Source organism: Pseudomonas sp. 3MAES_34.3B, from assembly GCF_058145875.1.
In genome coordinates, this window is the sequence record NZ_CM176960.1 from 76,096 (window position 1) to 97,500 (window position 21,405).

The window sequence follows — 21,405 nt, forward strand, 5'->3', positions numbered from 1 at the left end:
ATGCCATCATGCAAAACGCCCGGAGATTCATCGGGCATCGTGCAGGTTGCGTACCGAGCGAGGCGCTTTAGCCGCCGCAAGTGCCCGTAATATAAGACTTTTCCTACAAATCGAAAGCTGGCATGCAGCCTGCAATATACCCCTCAAACGCATCGGCATGTGATGCAGCAGATTTCGGAGGGGTGAACATGAAACAGCCAGGTCAACGCAATGCTTCGGTCTCTTTCATCAATACGCATACCCTCCGCCAAGGCCTCTTCGCGTCCCTGGCGCTGATGCTGACCCTCGTGGGTGCTCAGCAGTTCCATTATTGGACTCAGCCTTCCGAGCCATTGATCCACACCCTGCATTCCTTGCAAGCACCTGCGCTTAATGCTGTGAGCGCCTCCGCTTCGCAAATTTCTCGTCTTCAGCCCGTTGAACAAAGTGATGAGTTCCAGCGTCCGAGCGTAGACCGCTGGGTGTTTTGACGGCTAAAACCTGATCACAACATAAAGGAGTATCACCATGCTGAGCTGGGCCATTACCTTCCTGATCATTGCAATCATTGCCGCTGTGCTTGGATTTGGCGGCATCGCGGGTACGGCTGCCGGGATCGCCAAGATCCTCTTCGTCATCTTCCTGGTGCTGTTCGTCGTGTCGTTCTTCTTCGGTCGCCGCGGGCGCCCGTGACGTGAAGGGCGTTATTTCGAGCCTGGTGTTCGCCGTGGCAATAGCCACGGCGATACCTGCGCTGGCGGACAACGATGGCCAGCAGCGAGCCGGTAACCTGATTGCAACAGACACTGAGTACCGTGATGCATGGCAGGGAGCCGTACGGAAGCAGGAGCGCCTTCCCGACTGGGTGTTGAACCTGTCCGGAGCCTCTTCTCCAATGAATGCCGTCACGGAAGGCGGCGACAAATACTTGGTTGGGCAGGTGTGTGAGAAAGCTGATGACTGCCTGCACAACCGCATTGTAGTTGCGTTCAGCTGGGACAAATCCAAGGCCTACGTGCTTTGGGTCAGCGTTCCGCAGGGCGTTCCGGAAGACAAGACGCCTTCCAGGCATGCGGATTACCGCTGGCTGGGCGATCCGGACGAAGGCATGCAGGCCATGTTGATGGAACAGCTGAAAAGCGACCCCAACTGGTACTGAAGCTGGTTAGCAAGCGTTGTGTTGCGCGACTGTGCAGCCTGAGGAAGGCTGTTACATGACCAAGGGGCCGGGATGCTTTGGCGGATGTAGCGCTGGAGTGACCTAGGGGTACAGGGAGTGCCTCCACCATGGGCCGGGTCAGGAAAAAAAGCCTCGTGATGCCAGGCAGTGGCCATGTAGCCCGATGCCGCCGCATTCCGGGGCTTTTTTGACGCCGCCTGTCGAGGAAGGGGTGAGCGGCCTCGCGTTATCTCACTGTTCGGCTATCCGAACGTTTTGCCGCAAGCGCGAGATCATCCCGTCGAAGCAGTGGGCGGGCCGTTCGGTATCCCGAATGTATCGAGCTGCCATCCCTAAATCCTTTTAAATCAATAGTTTATCCATGCCGATTCGGCATAGCCCAGCCCGTTCCGGCATTAGACGGCAGGTTGCCACCCCTTGATAGTTCACCGCTTTTGCTGCCAGAGGCTCTGCTTCCGGCGGTAAACCATCGGCATGCCCAGCAGGGCGTGACCTGGGTGAACCTGACCAAGGGTTAATAATGACAAAGCCAAAACTCAGCCTTGCGTGGCAAATTCTCATCGGGCTCGTGCTGGGCATTGCCCTCGGCGCGACGCTTAATCACTTCAGTGCCGAAAAAGCCTGGTGGATCAGTAATGTCCTCCAACCGGCAGGCGATATCTTCATCCGCCTGATCAAGATGATCGTTATCCCCATCGTGATCTCGTCGCTGATCGTAGGCATCGCCGGGGTGGGTGATGCGAAAAAACTGGGGCGCATCGGCGTCAAGACCATCCTTTACTTCGAAGTGGTTACCACCATTGCCATCCTGGTAGGGCTGGTGCTGGCCAACCTTGTGCATCCGGGCAGCGGCATTGATATGAGCACGCTGGGTACCGTAGATATTTCGCAGTACCAGAAAACCACGGCCGAAGTGCAACATGACCACGCGCTGGTAGCGACCCTGTTGAACCTGATCCCATCCAATATTTTCGCCGCGGTAGTGCGGGGCGAGATGCTGCCGATCATTTTCTTCTCGGTCATGTTCGGCCTTGGCCTTTCCAGCCTGGCGCCAGAAACGCGCGAACCGCTGGTGCGTACGTTCCAAGGCATCTCGGAGACCATGTTCCGGGTGACCCACATGATCATGAACTACGCGCCCATTGGTGTGTTTGCCCTGATCGCGGTAACCGTGGCCAACTTCGGGTTTGCCTCGCTGCTGCCGCTCGCCAAGCTGGTAGTGCTCGTGTACGCCGCCATTCTGTTCTTCGCGCTGGGCGTGCTGGGGCTGGTAGCCCGGCTGTTCGGCTTCTCGGTGTTCAAGCTGATCCGCATCTTCAAGGATGAGCTGATCCTGGCTTACTCCACCGCCAGCTCGGAGACCGTTTTGCCTCGGGTGATCGAGAAGATGGAGGCCTACGGCGCGCCGAAGGCCATCAGCAGCTTCGTGGTGCCGACCGGTTATTCGTTCAACCTCGACGGTTCCACGCTGTACCAGAGCATCGCGGCGTTGTTTATCGCCCAGCTGTACGGCATCGACATGCCCATCGGCCAGCAGATCCTGCTGGTGCTCACCCTGATGGTGACGTCCAAGGGCATTGCCGGGGTACCGGGTGTTTCGTTCGTGGTACTGCTCGCCACCCTGGGCAGCGTGGGCATCCCGTTGGAAGGCCTGGCCTTCATTGCAGGCGTGGACCGCATCATGGACATGGCGCGCACCGCCCTCAACGTGATCGGCAATGCGCTTGCTGTTCTGGTGATCGCTCGCTGGGAAGGCATGTATGACGACGCCAAGGGTGCTCGGTACTGGAACAGCCTGCCGCACTGGCGCAGCGGCGAGCGCTCGGCGCAAACGTCTACCTCGCGCTGATCCCTGTTCCGTGGCCGGGCGCCCTGCCCGGCCATAGCCTGCTCCCATCGGCCCGACTATCATGCCGGCATCGATTAGTGGGGGTTCACCATGCTCAACGGCCTTTGGCTCGGCTTTTTCATAGTGGCGGCAGTGTCGGCAATGGCCCAATGGCTGCTTGCCGGCAACAGCGGAATCTTCGCTGCCATGGTCGAAGCTATTTTCAATATGGCCAAATTGTCCGTCGACGTGATGGTGCTGTTGTTCGGCACCCTTACCCTTTGGCTGGGCTTTCTGAAGATCGCCGAGAAAGCCGGTATCGTGGACTGGTTCGCTCGCTTGCTCGGGCCGTTGTTTGCACGCTTGATGCCTGAAGTGCCGCGTGGGCACCCTGCGCTGGGCCTGATTACCATGAACTTCGCCGCCAATGCCTTGGGGCTGGACAACGCCGCCACGCCTATCGGGCTCAAGGCCATGCGTTCGCTGCAGGAGCTGAACCCGCGCCCTGAAGCCGCCAGCAACGCGCAGATCCTCTTTCTGGTTCTGAATGCTTCGTCGCTGACCCTGCTGCCGGTCACCATCTTCATGTACCGAGCTCAACAGGGCGCGCCTGATCCCACCATGGTGTTCCTGCCCATTCTGTTGGCCACCAGCGGGTCCACGCTTGTGGGCTTGCTGTCCGTGGCATTCATGCAGCGCCTGCGCCTGTGGGACCCGGTGGTGCTGGCTTACCTGCTGCCTGGCGCTTTACTGTTGGGCGGTTTCATGGCGTTTCTCGCCGGCTTGTCCGCCACGGCGGTAGCCAGCCTTTCCTCCCTGCTCGGCAACCTCACGCTGTTCGGGTTGATCCTTGGCTTTCTGGTGATCGGCGCGCTTCGCCGGGTACCGGTGTATGAAGCCTTCGTGGAGGGCGCCAAGGAAGGCTTCGACGTTGCCAAAGGCCTGCTGCCTTACCTCGTGGCCATGCTATGCGCGGTAGGCGTGCTGCGTGCCTCGGGCGCCCTGGACCTGGCGCTGGAGGGTATCCGCCATGGCGTCCAGTGGCTCGGCCTGGATACACGGTTTGTCGATGCGCTGCCCACGGCACTGGTCAAGCCGTTCTCCGGAAGCGCCGCCCGCGCCATGTTGATCGAAACCATGCAGAGCAAGGGGGTGGACAGTTTTCCGGCGTTGGTGGCCGCCACCGTACAGGGCAGCACCGAAACGACCTTCTATGTGCTGGCCGTGTACTTCGGCGCCGTGGGTATCCAGCGTGCCCGCCACGCGGTCGGCTGCGCACTGCTGGCCGAGCTGGCGGGTGTGATCAGCGCGATCGCCGTGTGCTACTGGTTCTTCGCTTGAGCGGAGGCGTTGCCGGTCGCCGCCGCGTCATCGGCAACCGTAAACCGCAGGGCGCCGATGATCTGACCATCTTCAGTCTCTACTCGCACTTTCCACTGGCCTGCGGGGTTACCCGGGAAGTTCTGCTTGCGCGTCCAGGCGCGGTAACCCTCTTTCCGGCCGCCATGGATGTCCAGGGCGATGCGGTCGACTTCCGTGCCGTTGAACTCCCACACATGGAAAATGCGCTCATCCAGCCCCCGCGGTGCATTGATTGCCGTATAGGCATATACCCCACTGCGTGCCTGGTTGACGGTCAAACGGCTAAAGCCATCACCGGGGGTGCGGGTCTGGTCATCCAGGCTGAGGGTAATGGCGTCTTCGGTCATCCACAGGGTGGCTGGCGGCACCCAGGTGCGTAACAGCCAGCCTGCCCCGCCGATCGCCAGTGTCATTACCACTAGGCCGAGGGCCCTGCGCCAGTGGTTGAACGGGAAACTGCTGGCCAGGCTGGGGAACGACAGCAGCATGGCCACTGCCAGCGCGATCTTGAAGGTTTCTGCTGTGGTGAGGTGAAGGATGATCGGCATCGCCGTAAGCAGCGCGGCGAACAGGGTAAAGGTGTGCAGCGCCAGGAACAGCCAGCGGCGGGGTGCTACCCAACGGTAGTACAGCGGATCGGTGATGGACACCAGGCCGGCCAGGGTCAATAGCCCGGTGAACACCAGTTGGCCGCTGTTCCAGGTGGTGGTGACGTAAAAGAACGGCAGCACGAAAAACAGGCTTTCCTGATGGATCATCTGCGTGGCATAGCGCAGCAGCGGCTGAGGGATTTCCCGCTTGAAGTAGCGGCTGAACAGCCGATTGAAGGTGTTTTCGAACATCAGCCATACCCAGCTCACCAGCAGCAGGATGGCGATGGGCGTGGCCAGAGTCGCCTGGCGGTCTACCAATACGAAGCTTCCAAGCCCGGAGCAGAAGCCAAAGGCGGCGACGATGCCTGGGTAGCGTTTGATCAGCTCGATGATTTTCAGAACAAAAGGCGGCAATGACTTCATGACGGCAACATAGGCGGAACGAAGGCCAAGGATACCGGCTTGGCGAGTTGGCCGCTCACTTGCCCGCCGAGCGTCGTCGATGGCGCGCTATGGCGATACACAGGGCCAACCCTGCCAAAGCCGCTAGCACGGATGTGACCGTGATCAGGGTGGCGAGGTCGTCATAGCCGATCAGCGATTTTTCGACGCGTATATAACCGGGGTCGGCAAACAGGCGCCTGACCGCTTCGTTCGCCTGGGCCAGCGTTACCGAGCGCAGGGCGGCTGCGGGATCGGCAAAGCGGCCGTCTTCATAATCGCTTAGCGCGCCCCAGTAATAATCCGCCAGCCCGCTGTCGCCCTGGATAGCCCAAGCCAGGCGATCGATTGCCCCTGCTTTGAGGCGCTCGAAGGTAGGCCCATCCAGGCCTTTGTCCTTGAGCTGCCGCGTAAGTGCCTGCACCGCCTCACGCGCCTTTTCGATATCGTCGCGGTCCAGGTCGGCGTTCAGGCTCATCAGCGTGCTGTCACCGAAGGGCTCGTTCAGGCTGCCCGGCCCATAGGAAAGGCCCTCCTCCAGCCGTAGTTTTTTGTACAGTGCCCAGTCCAGATAGCTTTGCAACAAGTCCCACACCCCAGGCGGCAAATCCTCCACATCGGGTTCGGGGAAGTACCAATGAAGCTTGGCCGTATCGCCCAGCCAGCCTTGAATCAGTGTGCGTTCTCGCTGGGCGGGCTGCTGCTCCAGTGTAGGTTGAGGATGGTCGCTGGGCTTGACGGAAGCGAGCTCGCCATAGGACCGCTCCAGATAGGCCGGGAGCAATTTGTCCAGCTCGCCCACAACGATCAAGGTCATGTTGTTGGGCGCGTACCACTGCTGGCGCACCTGTTTCACCTGCGCCAGGGTAAGCCCAGCCGCAGAAGCGCGGTCGGCACAGCGCAAGCCCATCTCGATCGCCAGCTGGTTACTGGCGTCCTTGCCCAGGTCCTGATGATCCAGCCAGCGCTGCAGGTGAGAGTAATGGCCACCGTCTTCGCGCTCTACGATGCGCCTGGCGGTATCAAGGCGGGCCTCGGTCAGCTCGGTGCGCGTGATGGCCTGCAGCAACAAGTCCAGTACCTTGCGCTGGTTGCGCGCGGGGGCTTCGATCACGAAGGTGGTGTCGGCTTCACTGGTAAAAGCGTTCCACTCTCCGCCGAGCGCTTGCATACGCGCCTCCAGGCCGCCTTCGCCGCTGTCGTCCAGGCCGCTGAACAGCAGGTGCTCAAGCAAGTGGGGCAATTCCTGGCTGGCGCAGTTGAAGTCACTGAACCCTACCCCGACCACCAGGCGAATGGCGACATGGCCGCGGTCGGTGCCTGGCTTGAGCAATACCTGTAGGCCGTTTGGCAGGAGGTACCCTTGCACCTGCAGCCGGTCCAGCGCGGCACTGGGTAACGACAGCAACAGCAGGCAGGCGAACAACATGCAACGCATCTACGGGCTTCCTTGCACTAACCGAAAGGGCCGCGGCCGGCCCTCTTAACTGACTGCAACGTGCCCGCGACGTTCAAGAGAGCTGGGTAGTTGCGTCATCGCCCGCCAACAGCGTGCCGGTATCACCGGTACCCAGTACCGCGTAAGCACTGCCACAGAACAGCGAATTAAGCCGCTTCATATCCGCGATCAGCTCGAGGTGCAGCGAGCTGGTCTCGATACTTTGCACCACCTTGTGTTGCAGGCGGCTGACATGTGCGTGAGTAAGGCGCCGCTCTTGAGCGCGGAAGCGCCTTTTTTCACGCAGCAGCTGGCGGGCACTTTCTTCATCACGGCTGAGAAACACGTTCAGGCCCAGGCGCAGGTTGCTCAGCAGTTGCCCGTGCAGCGTGGTGAGCTCTTCCAGGCCGATTTCGGAAAACGACCGACGCTCGGAGGTTTTTTGCTGCTGTACCTTGCGCAGCATGCGCTCGATCAGGTCGCTGGCCAGGTTCAGGTTTACCGACAGCTCGATGATCTCGGCCCAGCGGTGGCGGTCCTGATCGCTGAGTTCATCCAGCGGCATTTGCGCCAGATACAGCTTGATTGCGCTGGATAACGCCTCGGCATCATCGCCCAGGCTTCGTACTTCGGCGGTGACCGCCGTTTGAACGCCGCGCAAGGCGTTGAGCACCGCACCGAGCATGCTTTCGACGATATCGCCGATACGCAGTGTTTCACGCACGGCGTTGGCCAGCCCCAGGCTCGGGGTGCTTAGCGCGGTGGCGTCGAGGTGGCGAGGCACCGCGCGGCCTCCGGTATCGGGGCGCTCGGGTAACAATGCCGCGCACAGCCGGCCCATGGGCCCGGCGGTGGGCAGCAGCACCAGGCAGCGCAGGCTGTTATAGAGCACATGGAAGCCGATCACCATGGATTGTGGGTCGAAGCCCAGGGTGTCCATCCAGCGAACCACTGGGTCCAGCACGGGAATGATCGCTACCAGGCCAATAAGCTTGTACAGCAGGCTACCCAGTGCCACCTGGCGCCCGGGGGTGTTCTGCATGTTGGTGGACATGAACGCCAGCAAGCCGCTGCCGATGTTCGCGCCAATCACCAGGCCAACGGCGACCGGCAAGCTGATCACGCCGGTTTCAGCCAGGGTGGCGGTAAGCAGCACCGCCGCCAGGCTTGAATAGGACACCATCGCGAAGAGCGCACCCACCAGCGCGTCCAGCAGGATATCGCCGGTCAACGAGCCGAACAGCACCTGCACCCCTTTTGCCTGGGTGATGGGCGCTGCCGCTTCGACGATCAGTTGAAGCGCCAGGATGATCAGCCCCAGCCCGATGCTTACGCGGCCAAGTTGCCCGAGGCGGGTTTGCTTGCGGGAAAGGAAAAATACAACGCCGAGGAAAATCAGCAGCGGGGACAGCCATGACAGATCGAACGTGAGCACCCGAGACATGACTGCGGTACCCACATCCGCACCCAGCATGATTGCCAGTGCAGGGGTAAGGCCCATCAAGCCTTGGCCCACGAAGGACGTGGTGAGCATGGCAGTGGCGTTGCTGCTCTGAACCACGGCGGTGACGAGAATGCCCGCCAGGAACGCCAGTGGCCGGTTGGCCATGTTCTGCCCCAGCAACCTGCGCAGCGCGGTACCGTACACACGAAGGATGCCGGTGCGAACGATGTGGGTGCCCCACACCAGCAACGCGACGGCGGAAAGAAGATCCAGCAGGGTGAGCATGCGAAACGGCCTCCCTGATTAAGCCCCGTTAGGGCGAACATCCAGAACCACTGAGGCCTGTACCTGTGGCCAGCAGGGCACAGGCCTTGTTGAAACAAAACCGTAACATACGAGCGGGCCCTGATGCAGCCCGCGCGCGCCTCAGGCTTGTTTGTTGCGCTTCTTCGCTGCGCTGGTGCGCATTTTGATGTTGATGGCTTCCACCGCCAGCGAGAACGCCATGGCAAAGTAAACGTAGCCCTTGGGCACATGAACGTCGAATGCTTCGCCGATCAATACGGTACCTACCACCAGCAGGAAGGACAGCGCGAGCATCTTGAGCGATGGGTGCTGGTCGATGAAGCGACTGATGGTGCCCGAAGCAAGCATCATCACCAGTACCGCTACAATGATCGCCGCGATCATCACAGGTACATGTGACACCATCCCTACAGCGGTAATGACCGAATCCAGGGAGAACACGATGTCGATGATTGCGATTTGAATAATCGTGTAAAGGAAATTACCGCCTTTCCCCGAAGGCTCATCCCCCCCCTCCTCCTCACCTTCCACACCGTGGTAGATCTCCTGCGCGCTCTTCCACAGCAGGAACAGCCCACCGAAGAACAGGATCAGGTCACGGCCGGAAATGCCCTGTTCAAATACCACGAACAGGTCGGCGGTGAGGCGCATGACCCAGGTGATCGACAGCAGGAGCAGGATGCGCGTCACCATGGCCAGGGCCAGGCCGAACAGCCGGGTACGGGCCTGCATGGCTTTGGGCATGCGGCTTACCAGGATCGAGATCATGATGATGTTGTCGATGCCCAGTACAATTTCCAACGCGGTCAGGGTGAAAAAGGCGACCCAGAGTTCCGGGCTGGTCAACCATTCCATTATTGATTCCTTTGGTAGAGACAACGGCGCTTGCTAGCGCTGAATACACGGTAGTGGATTAGAGCCCGCCTGCCAGGGGAAAGATCCCCATGAGCAAGGCGGCGCACATTATGCACAGGCAAACCAATACTGCCCATTTAAGGGTGAAGCGCTGATGGTCGCCGAACTCGATACCTGCCAGCGCTACCAGCAGATAAGTGGAAGGGACCAACGGGCTGAGCAGGTGCACGGGTTGGCCAACGATCGAGGCGCGGGCCATTTCTACCGGCGTGATGCCGTAGTGCGAAGCGGCTTCGGCCAGCACCGGCAGCACGCCGTAATAGAACGCATCATTGGACATGAAGAAGGTGAACGGCATGCTCACCAGCGCTGTGATCACGGCCAGGTACGGCCCTAACGCTTCTGGAATCACGCCCAGCAGGCTCTTGGACATGGCGTCTACCATGCCGGTACCGGACAGGATGCCAGTGAAAATGCCCGCCGCGAAGATCAGCCCCACCACCGCGAGCACGCTGCCAGCGTGAGCGGCAATGCGGTCTTTCTGGGCCTGCAGGCAGGGGTAATTCACGATCATGGCGATACTGAACGCGATCATGAACAGCACAGGCAACGGCAGTACGCCGTTGATCAGGGCAACCATCAGCCCGGCGGTAAGCAGGCCATTGAACCAGATCAGTTTCGGCCGGCGTGCCTCCGGGAACTGGGACACCGTGATATCGCAGGAGGGTGCTTCATCACCCGGAAGGTGAAGTTCGCCCAGGCGCGCCCTTTCACGTTTGCCGTACATCCAGGCGATGGCCAGGATGCCCAGTACGCCCGCGACCATGGCGGGCACCATCGGCACGAAGATATCGGAAGGGTCTACATGCAGCGCGCTGGCGGCACGGGCCGTTGGGCCACCCCAGGGCGTCATGTTCATCACACCACCGGCCAGAATGATCAGCCCGGCCATGATTCGCGGGCTCATGCCCAGGCGGCTGTACAAAGGCAACATTGCCGCGCAGCAGATCATGTACGTGGTAGCGCCGTCGCCATCGAGCGATACCACCAGGGCGAGCACGGCGGTACCGACGGAAACCTTCAGCGGGTCACCCTTGACCAGTTTGAGGATCTTGCGCACGGCCGGGTCGAACAGCCCAGAGTCGATCATCAAGGCAAAGTACAGGATGGCGAACATCAGCATCACGCCCGTGGGCGCCAGCTTGCTGATGCCTTCGAGCATCATGGGGCCGATCTTGGCGGCGAAACCGCCGAACAGCGCAAACAGGATAGGAATGATGATCAGGGCGATCAGGGCGGACAGTCGTTTGGTCATGATCAGGAACATGAACGTCACGACCATGGCGAAGCCAAGGAAGGTCAGCATGGCGAATCTCTTGTTGTTGTCTTCGTTATGGTCCGGGCACGGCACCGGTTGCCGCCGATCCTAAGCACTGTGGCTTTCGCCTGCCTTTCAGTGCAGCAAGGTAGCTACGGCAGAATCAACCCGCCGCTGGCCTTGTGCAGGTCGCGTAGGTGCTGGCCGATGGCCTTGAGATTGGACTCGCTGGCAGCGATGGCTGCGGCGCGCTCTGGCGTCAACAAGGCACGGACTTCCTTGTCGAGGTCGACGCTCAGCTGTTGCAGCTGTCGTTGACGCTCACCCGATGCCTGCTCCAGGCGCTTCCACTCGCTTTCCTGAGGCAGGCCATAGCCCTCTGCGCCGAGCAGCTCGGCGGGGCGGCTGAGAAACCCGCTATTGGCCAGGATGGCCTGTAGGGTTTCGTTGGCATTCCCGACGCTCTGGTCGCCGGCATCCCGGGCGCCCAGATAACGCTGCTTCACCTCCTCTTGGGCCAGCAGCAGTTGCCGCCGATAGCCGGCCTGCTCCAGCAAGAGCAACGCGGCGCTGGTGCGTAAGTCGGCCTTGGTGAACCACGCCTGCCGTGCGACCGCGGGCTGTTCCAGCCACGCTTCCACCGTACCTTGGGGAATGGGCAGTTGCTGCTTCAGGATCGTGAACATCGCCTGATAGCGGTCCCGGAAGGAATCGAACAGGTACCCGCGGCGCAGGGCTTCACGCTTGTCCTTGAGCACATTCCCGTCAGCGAGCCCCCGGGCTTCCAGTACGCTCAGCAAGCCATTGGGCACGATACTGTCCATGCTCTGCAGGGCCGGGTTCTGGGTACCGGCGCGCAGCAGTTTGAGGGTTTCCACAGCGCAGTTGTTGGAGAGGAAGTAATAGTTACCGTCGTAGCTCCAGTGCATCTCGGCCGCATGGCGCACCAGGGACTGGATTTCCAGGCGGCTGAGCTTGAGCGGTACCGAGGCCAGGCTGCGCAGCTCGGTCTTGGTGTATTCGTCGATGACCTGAGACAGCGGCAGTACGAACAGCCGAGACGGATAGGCACCGTTGAGCCCGCCCCAGGTGGACAGTTGCACATCGTTGACGAAGGCACGGAACGACAGCACCAGGCTGTATTCGAGGTCCAGCCTGCAGTCCGGCCCGCGCGGCCTGCCCGGGGCGCAGATGACCAGCCGAAGCATGCTGTGGCCCCAGCGGCTTACCCAGTTCTGATTGGCCTCTGCCAGCAGGTAATCGACTTCATAGACCCGCTCGGGGTCGATGAGCCCAAGGGGCTGGCGAGCAAAATCACTGCCTGCGTTAAGGAACGGCAACGCGGTGGGACAGTTGGCCTGGCTGGCGGGTGCCCAGCCAAAATGGCCTTTAAGGTAGGCGTATAGCTCAGGCCGGCGGCAGGCATAGGCGGGGTCTAACAGGAAGTATTCCATGTTGACCGCGATGAATTCCTTGGGGCTGCTGGTTTCGTACAGGTCCGGGCTGCGCGCGATCTGCCGGTTCGCCAGTTCACGCTCGCCGCGTCGGCCCACGGCCTGGGGCCATCCGGCCAGGTCCAGCAAGCGCGGGTCGTCGCTCAGGGTGAAGCGCCGCTCCGTTTGCCCTCTGCACGCTTGCGCCAGGCCCACTTCGCCCAGTGTCGCCTGCTGTTGGCGGCACCGCGCAATAAGGGCGCGTTCGCCGGCTGGCCATAACCGCGCCCGGTCATAGAGGTGGGTGAGCTCGTGCAGAACCGTTGCCAGCATTTCCGCGCGGACAGTGCCATGAGGGCGGCCGGTTTTCTGGGTGGCGGCCGAACCGTCAACCAGGCCGGGTAACAGCCGGCGATTGAGCTCCAGCGTGGACACCAACCCGGCCTGCCCGTAGGCATCGTCGGGCATATGGGTTGTCCAGCTCACGTGAACAGTGCGGTCCAGCGCAGCAATGAATGCGGGGGGCAGTGCGGCTGTGGCCGCATCGAGCAGTGCTTGCGTGGCACTGTGCTGGGCAGGTGTAAGGCCGGGATCGTCTATCAGCAGCTCCAGCGCTGCACTCGCGGTAGCGCTGAAAAACAGAAGGCCGCCGGCGAGCAGCCAGGCGGCCAGGGCTTTCACAGGGCGAGAATGGCTTCAGCCAGTGCCTGGTCGCTCGCGCCTTGTGCTTCAGGCAGGTGGGCACGCAGGGTGGCCAATGCGGATTCCAGTTGGGCGCCCCGGATATCACCTTGGCTGGCAACGAAGCTCGCCGCGTCATCCTTGGCCTGCAGCACCACTTTCGAATCACGGATGGACGTGGTGGTGTCCGAGGTGAAGTCGATCGAGCGGCCGAAGGCGCGAACGATGATGTTGCTGGTTTGCTCCAGTGTGTGGGCTTGCGCCGCATCAGCCAGGGCGAACAGGCCCAGGGTAGCGACGATCAATGTGGTGCGCATGGTATCTCCGGAAAAACGGGGGGTGTAAAAAGTGCCTATTGGACGAGAATCGCCTGCGCCAGTTCAAGGTCGCTGGCGTTGTGGTCCGATGCGTCACGCCGCAGGGCCTGCAGGGCTGCCTCGAGCCGTACGCCCCGATCCCTGCCTTCGGTGGCCACGAACACAGCGGCATCATCGCGCGCATCGGCGATGATCTTTTTGTCGAACGGTGCCGTGGTGACCTGGCTGGTCACATAGCCGCTGATGATTACGCCTTGCGTGGTGGTATCGAAAGCCTGGGCAGTGCCAGTGCACAGCAGCCAGGTAAATAGCAGGAACAAGTAGCGCATGGTTTTCGAGGGCATTTTCAACGAAGCGGCAAGGCTAGCGCATGCGCATCGGCGGAGCTAGGCCTTGACCGGTCCGCAGCGCTGGCCTTGCGCAAGTTTCATCCGCTCAGCTGGCGACAATGGCCTTGGCCAGTTCGATATCGGTGGCCTGTAGCTCAGGCATCTGCCCACGAATCCAACCCAGGGCGCTTTCGAGGCGAACCCCTCGGATCTGCCCCTGTGAGGCTACAAAGCTGGCTGCATCATCTTTTGCCTGCTGCACGATCTTGTTGTCCCGCAGGGACGAAGAAACGTCCGAAGTGGCATTGGTGCTTGCATCCACCGCACGTACTACGGCGTCTGTAGTGACCACGAAGCTGGAAGCTTGCGCCCCGCTCGCGATCCCGAGAGCAAGCGCGGCGGCGAGCGCCAAGCCTTGTTTAGCGTTAAGCATGATGACTCTCCCTGCGTGGCCCAGCGGAGCGCTGGCCTGCGACCGATGTATTAGAACCGCGAAGGGGGAAAGATTCCATCGCTGGCGCTTATTGTGAACAGATACAGTTGGTGAATTATGAAATTCATATAGAACTGTATTCATAAAGCGGCAGGTACAAAAAAACCCACTACGCAAGCCGTAGCGGGTTTTTGATGTCACCCGAAGGTGCGCTTAGCGCCAGAACGGCTTGCTCAACTCTTCGTAACGCTGGGATTCGCTGATACCAGCGTCGGCAAGCAGGCGGGCATCCAGGCGGGCCAGTTGATGGCGGCTGGCCAAACGACGCTGCCACAGGCTGAGGCTGGCAAGAATACGCAACGGCAGCGAGGCTTGGTTACGGGTGGTGGTTTGCGTGAATTGCAGGTCGGAACTCAGGGTACGTTCCATGGTGGTCATCCTTCCGCTTGTGGCGGGATTCAAGTGGTGATCTGAAGATGAGCAAATGATGCGCTTCAGCCGCCTGAAATCATATGCACAGTTCACCAATAAGACAGGCATTCAGTTATCTGTTTTAGGCCACTGTACTACCACAACCGGTGCATTCTGTACTGGTCTGCACCGTATTGAAGCATTTTTGGGCTTGTAACCACCTGCATGCCTAAATTTGCCTAGGATTTAAGCAGTACAGTAGAACAGTTTCTGCCAGCTTCCAGGGTTAACGCCTCGCTGGCACCCAACTGTTTTGCCTCACAGACCGCCTCATATTTCTATTCAGCGAGCATGCGACCGGTTGCTTCGGCATTGATATGCCAGCTGAGGGCTTGCGCCAGGTTGTGAGGGGTGTGCCCACCTTTCAGGCATGCGGTCTCGAAGTAGTCCCGCAGCGCGCTTTTGAAGGTTGGGTGCACACAGTTTTCGATAATCGCTTGGGCGCGTTCCCGTGGAGCAAGGCCGCGCAGGTCTGCCAGCCCCTGTTCAGTCACCAGAATGTCGACATCGTGCTCGGTATGGTCCACATGGCTGGCCATCGGAACGACGCTTGAAATGGCGCCGCCCTTCGCGATGGACTTGGTAACGAATACGGCCAAGTGTGCATTGCGAGCGAAATCTCCTGAACCCCCGATCCCGTTCATCATCCGGGTGCCAGCGACGTGAGTTGAGTTCACGTTGCCGTAGATGTCGAATTCCAGCGCTGTGTTGATACCAATGATGCCGAGGCGCCGAATGACTTCCGGGTGATTGGAAATTTCTTGAGGCCGCAATACCAACCGGTCCTTGTACTGCTCCAGGTCTGAGAACACTTGCTCGTGGCGCCGCGCGGACAGCGTGATGGAGCTACCGGAGGCGAAGCTCAGCTTGCCGGCGTCGAACAGGTCAAAGGTTGAGTCCTGAAGCACTTCCGAATACATCGTCAGGTCGTGGAACGGTGAATCCAGCAAACCATGCATCACCGCATTTGCGATTGTCCCGATCCCTGCCTGCAACGGCATGAGCCGTGGCGTGAGCCGCCCAAGCGCTACTTCGTTGTTGAAGAAGGCTACCAAGTGATCCGCGATGGCTTTGGTGTCCGCGTCTGGCGCAAGCACCGTGGAGTTCGAATCCGGCTGGTTGCTGATCACGATGCCCGCGATCTTTGCCGGGTCAATCGGGATCGCCGTGCTGCCGATACGGCTATCGCAGGCGACCACCGGGATAGGTGTGCGCGTAGGCCGGTAGGTCGGGATATAAATGTCATGCAGCCCTTCCAGGGAGGCTGGCTGGGAAAGGTTGATCTCCACAATCACCTTCTTCGCCAGGATGGCGAAGCTGGCCGAGTTACCCACCGAAGTGCTTGGAACGATGTGGCCCTGCTCCGTGATTGCCACGGCCTCGATCACAGCCAGGTCCACTGGCTTGAGGTGCAGGTTGCGCAGTTGTTCTACGGTTTCGGAAAGGTGCTGGTCGATAAACATGACCTTCCCCTCGTTGATGGCCTTGCGCAGCGTGCTGTCGACCTGGAACGGCATGCGCCGTGCCAGCACCCCTGCATCGGTCAATTGCTTGTCCAGGTCATTGCCCAGGCTGGCGCCGGTCATCAAGGTAATCTGCAGCGGATGGTTGCGCGCGCGCTCCGCCAGCGCCTGGGGGACCGCCTTGGCTTCGCCGGCGCGGGTGAAGCCGCTCATGCCGACCGTCATCCCGTCTTTGATCAAGGCGGCGGCTTCGGAAGCGGGCATCACCTTGCTGAGAAGGGACGGCAGGCGAATGCGATCGGTGTACATGGACGTGTCTCTCGAGGGAAATCAGGCGACAAGTCTATTGAACCGCGGCGGTCCCTGACCATCGACCAAGGTCGAAGGAAAGGCTCTGGAGAGGGGTTTTCGGTGTAAAACAGTATTGCGGGGATGGTAACGAACAGGCCCGGCAATCAAGCCGGGCCTCTGTTATTGAAGGGTTATTCGACCGCTTTGACCATGTCCTCGATCACCTTTTTAGCGTCGCCAAACACCATCATGGTTTTGTCCAGATAGAACAGCTCGTTATCAAGCCCAGCATAACCGCTCGCCATGGAGCGTTTGTTCACGATGATGGTACGAGCCTTGAACGCTTCGAGGATGGGCATGCCCGCAATCGGAGAGTTCGGGTCGTTCTTCGCGGCCGGGTTGACCACATCGTTGGCCCCCAGCACCAGCACAACGTCTGCCTGGCCGAACTCGGAGTTGATGTCGTCCATCTCGAACACCTGGTCGTAGGGGACTTCGGCTTCGGCGAGCAGTACGTTCATGTGGCCAGGCATGCGGCCGGCAACCGGGTGGATGGCATATTTCACCGTAACTCCGTTGTGGGTCAGCTTCTCGGTAAGCTCCTTGAGGGCATGCTGCGCGCGAGCTACTGCCAGGCCATAGCCGGGCACGATGATGACGGTGTCGGCGTTGCTCAGCAGGAAGCTGGCGTCGTCCGCCGAACCGGATTTCACTGGCCGCGCTTCCTGGCTACCCGTACTGGTGCTCGCCTGAGCGTTACCGCCGAAGCCACCGAGGATCACATTGAAGAACGAACGGTTCATCGCCTTGCACATGATGTAGGAGAGGATCGCCCCGGACGAACCTACCAGCGAGCCGGCAATGATCAGCATCGAGTTGTTGAGCGAGAAGCCGATGCCCGCCGCTGCCCAGCCTGAATAGCTGTTGAGCATGGACACCACTACCGGCATGTCGGCCCCGCCGATCGGGATGATGATCAGCACGCCCATTACAAACGCGAGCAGCAGCATCAGTGTAAAGGCGGTGTGGCTGCCGCTGAGCATGAACACAAGCCCAAGGCCGACGGTAAGTACGCCCAGCAGGAGGTTGAGCTTGTGCTGGCCGGCGAACTGTACGGGCGCACCCTGGAACAGGCGGAACTTGTATTTGCCCGAGAGCTTGCCGAAGGCGATCACGGAGCCGGAGAAGGTAATGGCCCCGATGGCCGCGCCAAGGAACAGCTCAAGGCGGTTGCCCGCAGGGATCGGGTCGCCCAGCTGCGCGACGATGCCCAACGACTGTGGCTCTACTACGGCCGCAATGGCAATGAACACCGCTGCCAGGCCGATCATGCTGTGCATGAAGGCTACCAGCTCCGGCATCTTGGTCATTTCTACTCGGCGCGCCATGATCGACCCCGCCGTGCCGCCGATCAGTAGCCCAAGCAGTACATAGCCAATCCCTACTCCCGCCAGCTCCGAACCCAGCTTGAAGATCAGTACCACGGTGGTCAGTACGGCCAGTGCCATGCCTGCCATCCCATACAGGTTGCCGCGGCGGGAGGTAGTCGGATGTGAGAGCCCCTTGAGTGCCTGGATAAAGCAGATGGAGGCGACCAGGTAGAGAAGGGTAATCAGGTTCATGCTCATTGCGCGTCGGCTCCGGGCTTGGCTTTCTTCTTGAACATTTCCAGCATGCGACGCGTAACGAGGAATCCACCGAACACATTCACTGCCGCCAACGCCACGGCTGCGGTGCCCATGAACTTGCCGAGCGGCGTTACGGTGAGCGCAGCTGCGAGCATCGCGCCGACGATCACGATGGCAGAGATGGCATTGGTAACCGCCATCAGCGGGGTGTGCAGGGCGGGTGTAACGTTCCACACCACGTGGTAGCCCACGTAAATGGCAAGCACGAAGATGATCAGGTTGTAGATGCCGTGTGAGATCAGCATGTCATCCATTGCGATATTCCTTTTCAGGGCTGCTTGCGCAGAAGTTGGCCGTCCCGGCACATGAGGCAGGCCGCGACGATGTCGTCTTCGAGGTTGATGTCCAGTGCCCCGTCCTTGCCCAAAATGAGCTTGAGGAAGTCCAGCACGTTGCGCGCATAGAGCGCGGAGGCGTCCGCGGGCACCTGGGTGGCAAGGTTGGCCGGGCCTACGATCGTCACGCCATGGGCGTTGACCACTTGATCCACGACCGTGAGCGGGCAGTTGCCACCTTGGGAGGCCGCCAGGTCTACCACCACGGCGCCGGGTTTCATCTGCGCGACGGTTTCTGCGCTGAGCAGCGTGGGCGCCTTGCGGCCTGGGATCAGGGCGGTGGTGATGACGATATCCGCCTGCTTCGCCCGCTCATGCACGGCCTGAGCCTGGCGCTGCATCCAACTGGCTGGCATGGGCCGGGCATAACCTCCCACACCTTGGGCGCATTCGCGCTCTTCGTCCGTTTCGTAGGGCACGTCGATGAATTTCGCGCCCAGCGACTCGATCTGCTCCTTCACTGCAGGGCGAACGTCGGACGCTTCGATGACCGCGCCTAGCCGCTTGGCGGTTGCGATGGCCTGCAGCCCCGCTACACCTGCGCCGAGTACCAGAACCCGAGCGGCTTTCACGGTGCCGGCGGCGGTCATCAGCATCGGCATGAACCGCGGATAATGCTGGGTGGCCAACAGCACAGCCTTGTAGCCGGCGATATTGGCCTGGGAAGACAACACGTCCAGGCTTTGGGCGCGGGATGTACGGGGCGCAGCCTCCAGCGCGAAGGCGGTAATGCCCTGCTCTGCCATGCGCGCCAGGCCTTCGGCGTTGAATGGGTTGAGCATGCCTACCACGACCGTACCGGCAGCCAGCGCACCCAACTCTTCAGCATTCGGCGCAGCGACCTTCAATACCAGCTGCGCACCGAGGGCCTGGGCGGCATTTCCAATGCTGGCGCCCGCTGCTTCATAGGCGGCATCCGGGATGCTCGCGGCCACACCTGCGCCGGCTTCGACCACCACGCTGTGGCCCTGGCCGATCAGCTTCTTGATTGTTTCGGGAGTGGCCGCCACCCGGGTTTCCCCCGGGTGGGTTTCTAGTGGAACGCCTATGCGCACGATCTTTCTCCTCGCTGAAACTTTGTTGGAGCTTGCACTTTTAAAAGAGGCAGGCCGCCCTGCAATAAGCAGCAGACTGAAGTGGTTAAAGGAAATGCCTGGCTGCATTCTGCATAGGCATTCAGCCGCTATCAACTATTAATGCTTCGCAGGTGTATTTGTTCGTTTGCGGGTGTTGCGCAAGTGGCTGTAATCATTGCAGTTAAAGCCGCTCGCAGGCCCTGTTTTTAGGTCGCAAAGGCCCGCAGGCCGGGCGGTCTGGGCTAGACCGGCTGGTCTCTAAGTGGTGGGTGCGTCAATCGCTTACAACAAAGTTAGTTATAGCAGCTATTCTTTACGCGCATGGATTGGAAGTTATGGCTGATAGTCTTCAAAGGAATAGTTGCGCGCTGCACCGATCAGCCAGTCCCTGAAAGCTTTCAGCGAAGCGGATTCAACTTTCCTTTCCGGAATCATCAGATGATAAGCACGCGCGTCGGAGAAGGCATGTTGATGCGCTATCACCAGCTCTTTTCTGAGTAATTCCTGCTCAATTAAAAAGGGTGGAATGAGCGCGACGCCCATTTGATGGATAGCGGCCTGGGCCAGCATCGAGAACAGCTCATAGCGGGGGCCGGTAAGGTCCCGCGCCACTTGCAGCCCGGCGGAGTTGAACCATTGCCGCCATGCATACGGCCTGGTCGTTTGCTGGAGCAACGGCAGCTCGGCAAGTGCTGCAGGGTCTTGCAAGGTGCCCCCGGGCAGCAGCGCCGGGCTGCATACGGGAACCGACCGTTCACCCATCAAGGGAAAAGCCTGTGCGCCCGGCCATTCACCGTCACCGAAATAGATTGCGGCATCAAACGGCGTATCGGCGAACAGGAACGGCCGCGTTCTGTTGGTGAGGTTTACCGTCACGTGAGGATGCAGCCGCTGGAAATCTTTCAGCCGTGGCAATAGCCACCGTGTGCCGAAAGTTGGCACCACTGCCAGTTCGATAGCCACCGCCCCCTGCTGGCCCATGACCGACAAGGTGTCGCGCTCGACCGCATCCAGCTGAGCGGCGACCTGCCGGCTATATGAGAGCCCCGCTTCGGTCAGTTTTACCCCGCGGCGTGAGCGCCGAAACAGCTCCACATTGAGAAAGCTCTCGAGCGCAGCGATTTGGCGGCATACGGCGCCCTGAGTCAGCGATAGCTCTTGCGCTGCCTTGGTGAAGCTCTCGTGGCGGGCTGCAGCTTCGAAGCTGACAAGGGCCGCGGTGCTTGGGATCTTTCTGCGCATGGCTCATGACCTCGGCTGACATTTGCGCCTTTGTGCAGCTTTCGGAGTGAGAAATCAACACAACAGGGTGCAGAAAGCTCGTTTGAGTACTGCCGTCGCGGCATCTAGGCTTAATGCACTGTTACTTCTTCGAGGACCGCACCATGGCCACAAAAGCGAGCTTTAACTGGATTGACCCGTTGCTGCTGGATCAACAGCTCACAGAAGAAGAGCGCATGGTGCGGGACAGTGCGGCTCAATTCGCGAACACCAGCCTGGCGCCCAGGGTGCTGGAAGCCTTCAGGCACGAGCTGACCGACCCTGCCATTTTTCGCGAGATGGGCGATATCGGGCTGCTTGGCGCAACCATCCCTGAGCAATACGGCGGCAGCGGGCTGAATTACGTGTGCTACGGGCTGATCGCCCGTGAGGTGGAGCGAATCGACTCAGGCTACCGCTCCATGATGAGCGTGCAGTCTTCGCTGGTAATGGTGCCGATCAATGAATTCGGCACCGAAGCCCAGAAGCAGAAGTACTTGCCCAAGCTTGCCAGCGGCCATTCGATCGGTTGCTTCGGTTTGACTGAGCCCAATCATGGCTCGGACCCAGGAGCAATGATTACCCGCGCCAGGAAGGTCGATGGCGGTTATCGCCTGACCGGCAACAAGATGTGGATCACCAACAGCCCGATCGCCGATGTGTTCGTGGTATGGGCCAAGGATGACGAAGGCGATATCCGCGGCTTCATTCTGGAGAAAGGTTGGGATGGCCTTACCGCGCCCGCCATTCACGGCAAGGTTGGGTTGCGTGCTTCTATTACCGGCGAAATCGTGATGGATAACGTATTCGTGCCCGAAGAAAACGCCTTCCCGGATGTGCGAGGGCTTAAAGGCCCCTTCACCTGCCTGAACTCGGCGCGGTAC

At 60.4% G+C, this 21,405-nt stretch carries 21 protein-coding genes (1 of these 21 only partly in view); 6 read left to right on the forward strand and 15 right to left on the reverse strand.

Annotated elements, in window-relative coordinates; genetic code table 11:
* Positions 1-188 precede the first annotated feature (188 nt).
* From AC3Z8Y_RS00375 to AC3Z8Y_RS00395, 5 genes are all read left to right on the forward strand, one after another.
* Positions 189-470 (forward strand): hypothetical protein, encoded by a 282-nt coding sequence (locus tag AC3Z8Y_RS00375; RefSeq protein WP_490087985.1) that lies wholly within the window; start codon positions 189-191, stop codon positions 468-470.
* Positions 471-507: 37 nt separating this feature from the next.
* Positions 508-672, forward strand: coding sequence for a DUF1328 domain-containing protein (locus AC3Z8Y_RS00380; RefSeq protein ID WP_040260491.1), 165 nt, complete (start codon positions 508-510; stop codon positions 670-672).
* Between the two features lies 1 nt (position 673).
* Complete coding sequence (locus AC3Z8Y_RS00385) at positions 674-1,138, forward strand: inhibitor of vertebrate lysozyme family protein (RefSeq protein ID WP_490087986.1); 465 nt, start codon at positions 674-676, stop codon at positions 1,136-1,138.
* Between the two features lie 541 nt (positions 1,139-1,679).
* Entirely contained in the window at positions 1,680-3,008 is a 1,329-nt protein-coding gene (gene gltP, locus AC3Z8Y_RS00390; protein WP_490087987.1) for a glutamate/aspartate:proton symporter GltP, read from the forward strand.
* 90 nt (positions 3,009-3,098) lie between these two features.
* Positions 3,099-4,328 (forward strand): nucleoside recognition domain-containing protein, encoded by a 1,230-nt coding sequence (locus tag AC3Z8Y_RS00395; RefSeq protein ID WP_490087988.1) that lies wholly within the window; start codon positions 3,099-3,101, stop codon positions 4,326-4,328.
* Here the strand turns inward: AC3Z8Y_RS00395 and AC3Z8Y_RS00400 are convergent.
* From AC3Z8Y_RS00400 to AC3Z8Y_RS00470, 15 genes are all read right to left on the reverse strand, one after another.
* The gene (locus AC3Z8Y_RS00400) at positions 4,310-5,365 is read right to left on the reverse strand and encodes a DUF5924 family protein (RefSeq protein ID WP_490087989.1); all 1,056 of its coding nucleotides are present in this window, start codon (positions 5,363-5,365) and stop codon (positions 4,310-4,312) included. The two genes, AC3Z8Y_RS00395 and AC3Z8Y_RS00400, sit on opposite strands and share 19 nt — an antisense overlap.
* 55 nt (positions 5,366-5,420) lie before the next feature.
* Complete coding sequence (locus AC3Z8Y_RS00405; RefSeq protein ID WP_490087990.1) at positions 5,421-6,821, reverse strand: M16 family metallopeptidase; 1,401 nt, start codon at positions 6,819-6,821, stop codon at positions 5,421-5,423.
* Between the two features lie 73 nt (positions 6,822-6,894).
* The gene (locus AC3Z8Y_RS00410; protein WP_490087991.1) at positions 6,895-8,550 is read right to left on the reverse strand and encodes a Na/Pi cotransporter family protein; all 1,656 of its coding nucleotides are present in this window, start codon (positions 8,548-8,550) and stop codon (positions 6,895-6,897) included.
* Between the two features lie 141 nt (positions 8,551-8,691).
* A complete protein-coding gene (locus AC3Z8Y_RS00415) occupies positions 8,692-9,426 on the reverse strand; it encodes a TerC family protein (RefSeq protein WP_490087992.1) in 735 nt (244 codons plus the stop codon).
* Between the two features lie 58 nt (positions 9,427-9,484).
* Positions 9,485-10,792 (reverse strand): CitMHS family transporter, encoded by a 1,308-nt coding sequence (locus tag AC3Z8Y_RS00420; protein ID WP_490087993.1) that lies wholly within the window; start codon positions 10,790-10,792, stop codon positions 9,485-9,487.
* A gap of 104 nt (positions 10,793-10,896) precedes the next feature.
* Positions 10,897-12,858: a DUF7844 domain-containing protein gene (locus AC3Z8Y_RS00425; RefSeq protein WP_490087994.1), complete on the reverse strand. Its 1,962-nt coding sequence runs from the start codon at positions 12,856-12,858 to the stop codon at positions 10,897-10,899.
* Positions 12,855-13,175 carry a DUF2388 domain-containing protein gene (locus tag AC3Z8Y_RS00430; protein WP_490087995.1) on the reverse strand — a complete coding sequence of 107 codons (321 nt, stop codon included), beginning with the start codon at positions 13,173-13,175 and terminating at the stop codon, positions 12,855-12,857. The genes AC3Z8Y_RS00425 and AC3Z8Y_RS00430 overlap by 4 nt, the downstream gene beginning before the upstream one ends.
* Positions 13,176-13,210: 35 nt before the next feature.
* Entirely contained in the window at positions 13,211-13,504 is a 294-nt protein-coding gene (locus AC3Z8Y_RS00435) for a DUF2388 domain-containing protein (RefSeq protein ID WP_490087996.1), read from the reverse strand.
* A 106-nt stretch (positions 13,505-13,610) separates the two neighbouring features.
* A complete protein-coding gene (locus AC3Z8Y_RS00440) occupies positions 13,611-13,937 on the reverse strand; it encodes a DUF2388 domain-containing protein (RefSeq protein ID WP_490087997.1) in 327 nt (108 codons plus the stop codon).
* A 213-nt stretch (positions 13,938-14,150) separates the two neighbouring features.
* Positions 14,151-14,366, reverse strand: a complete 216-nt coding sequence (locus tag AC3Z8Y_RS00445; protein ID WP_490087998.1) for a DUF1127 domain-containing protein — start codon at positions 14,364-14,366, stop codon at positions 14,151-14,153.
* A gap of 320 nt (positions 14,367-14,686) precedes the next feature.
* A complete protein-coding gene (scpC, locus tag AC3Z8Y_RS00450) occupies positions 14,687-16,180 on the reverse strand; it encodes a succinyl-CoA:acetate CoA-transferase ScpC (protein WP_490087999.1) in 1,494 nt (497 codons plus the stop codon).
* 173 nt (positions 16,181-16,353) lie between these two features.
* Positions 16,354-17,790 carry an NAD(P)(+) transhydrogenase (Re/Si-specific) subunit beta gene (locus AC3Z8Y_RS00455; protein ID WP_490088000.1) on the reverse strand — a complete coding sequence of 479 codons (1,437 nt, stop codon included), beginning with the start codon at positions 17,788-17,790 and terminating at the stop codon, positions 16,354-16,356.
* Positions 17,787-18,104 (reverse strand): NAD(P) transhydrogenase subunit alpha part 2, encoded by a 318-nt coding sequence (locus AC3Z8Y_RS00460; RefSeq protein WP_181111269.1) that lies wholly within the window; start codon positions 18,102-18,104, stop codon positions 17,787-17,789. The genes AC3Z8Y_RS00455 and AC3Z8Y_RS00460 overlap by 4 nt, the downstream gene beginning before the upstream one ends.
* 14 nt (positions 18,105-18,118) lie before the next feature.
* Positions 18,119-19,240, reverse strand: coding sequence for a Re/Si-specific NAD(P)(+) transhydrogenase subunit alpha (locus AC3Z8Y_RS00465; protein WP_490088001.1), 1,122 nt, complete (start codon positions 19,238-19,240; stop codon positions 18,119-18,121).
* Between the two features lie 354 nt (positions 19,241-19,594).
* Entirely contained in the window at positions 19,595-20,503 is a 909-nt protein-coding gene (locus AC3Z8Y_RS00470; RefSeq protein WP_490088002.1) for a LysR family transcriptional regulator, read from the reverse strand.
* Positions 20,504-20,646: 143 nt separating this feature from the next.
* On the opposite strand from AC3Z8Y_RS00470, the gene AC3Z8Y_RS00475 reads away from it, so the two are divergent.
* Positions 20,647-21,405, forward strand: the 5' portion of a protein-coding gene (locus AC3Z8Y_RS00475) for an acyl-CoA dehydrogenase (protein WP_490088003.1). 423 nt of this gene lie beyond the right edge of the window; 759 of the gene's 1,182 nt are visible here — the first part of the coding sequence; its start codon is at positions 20,647-20,649; its stop codon lies beyond the right edge, outside the window.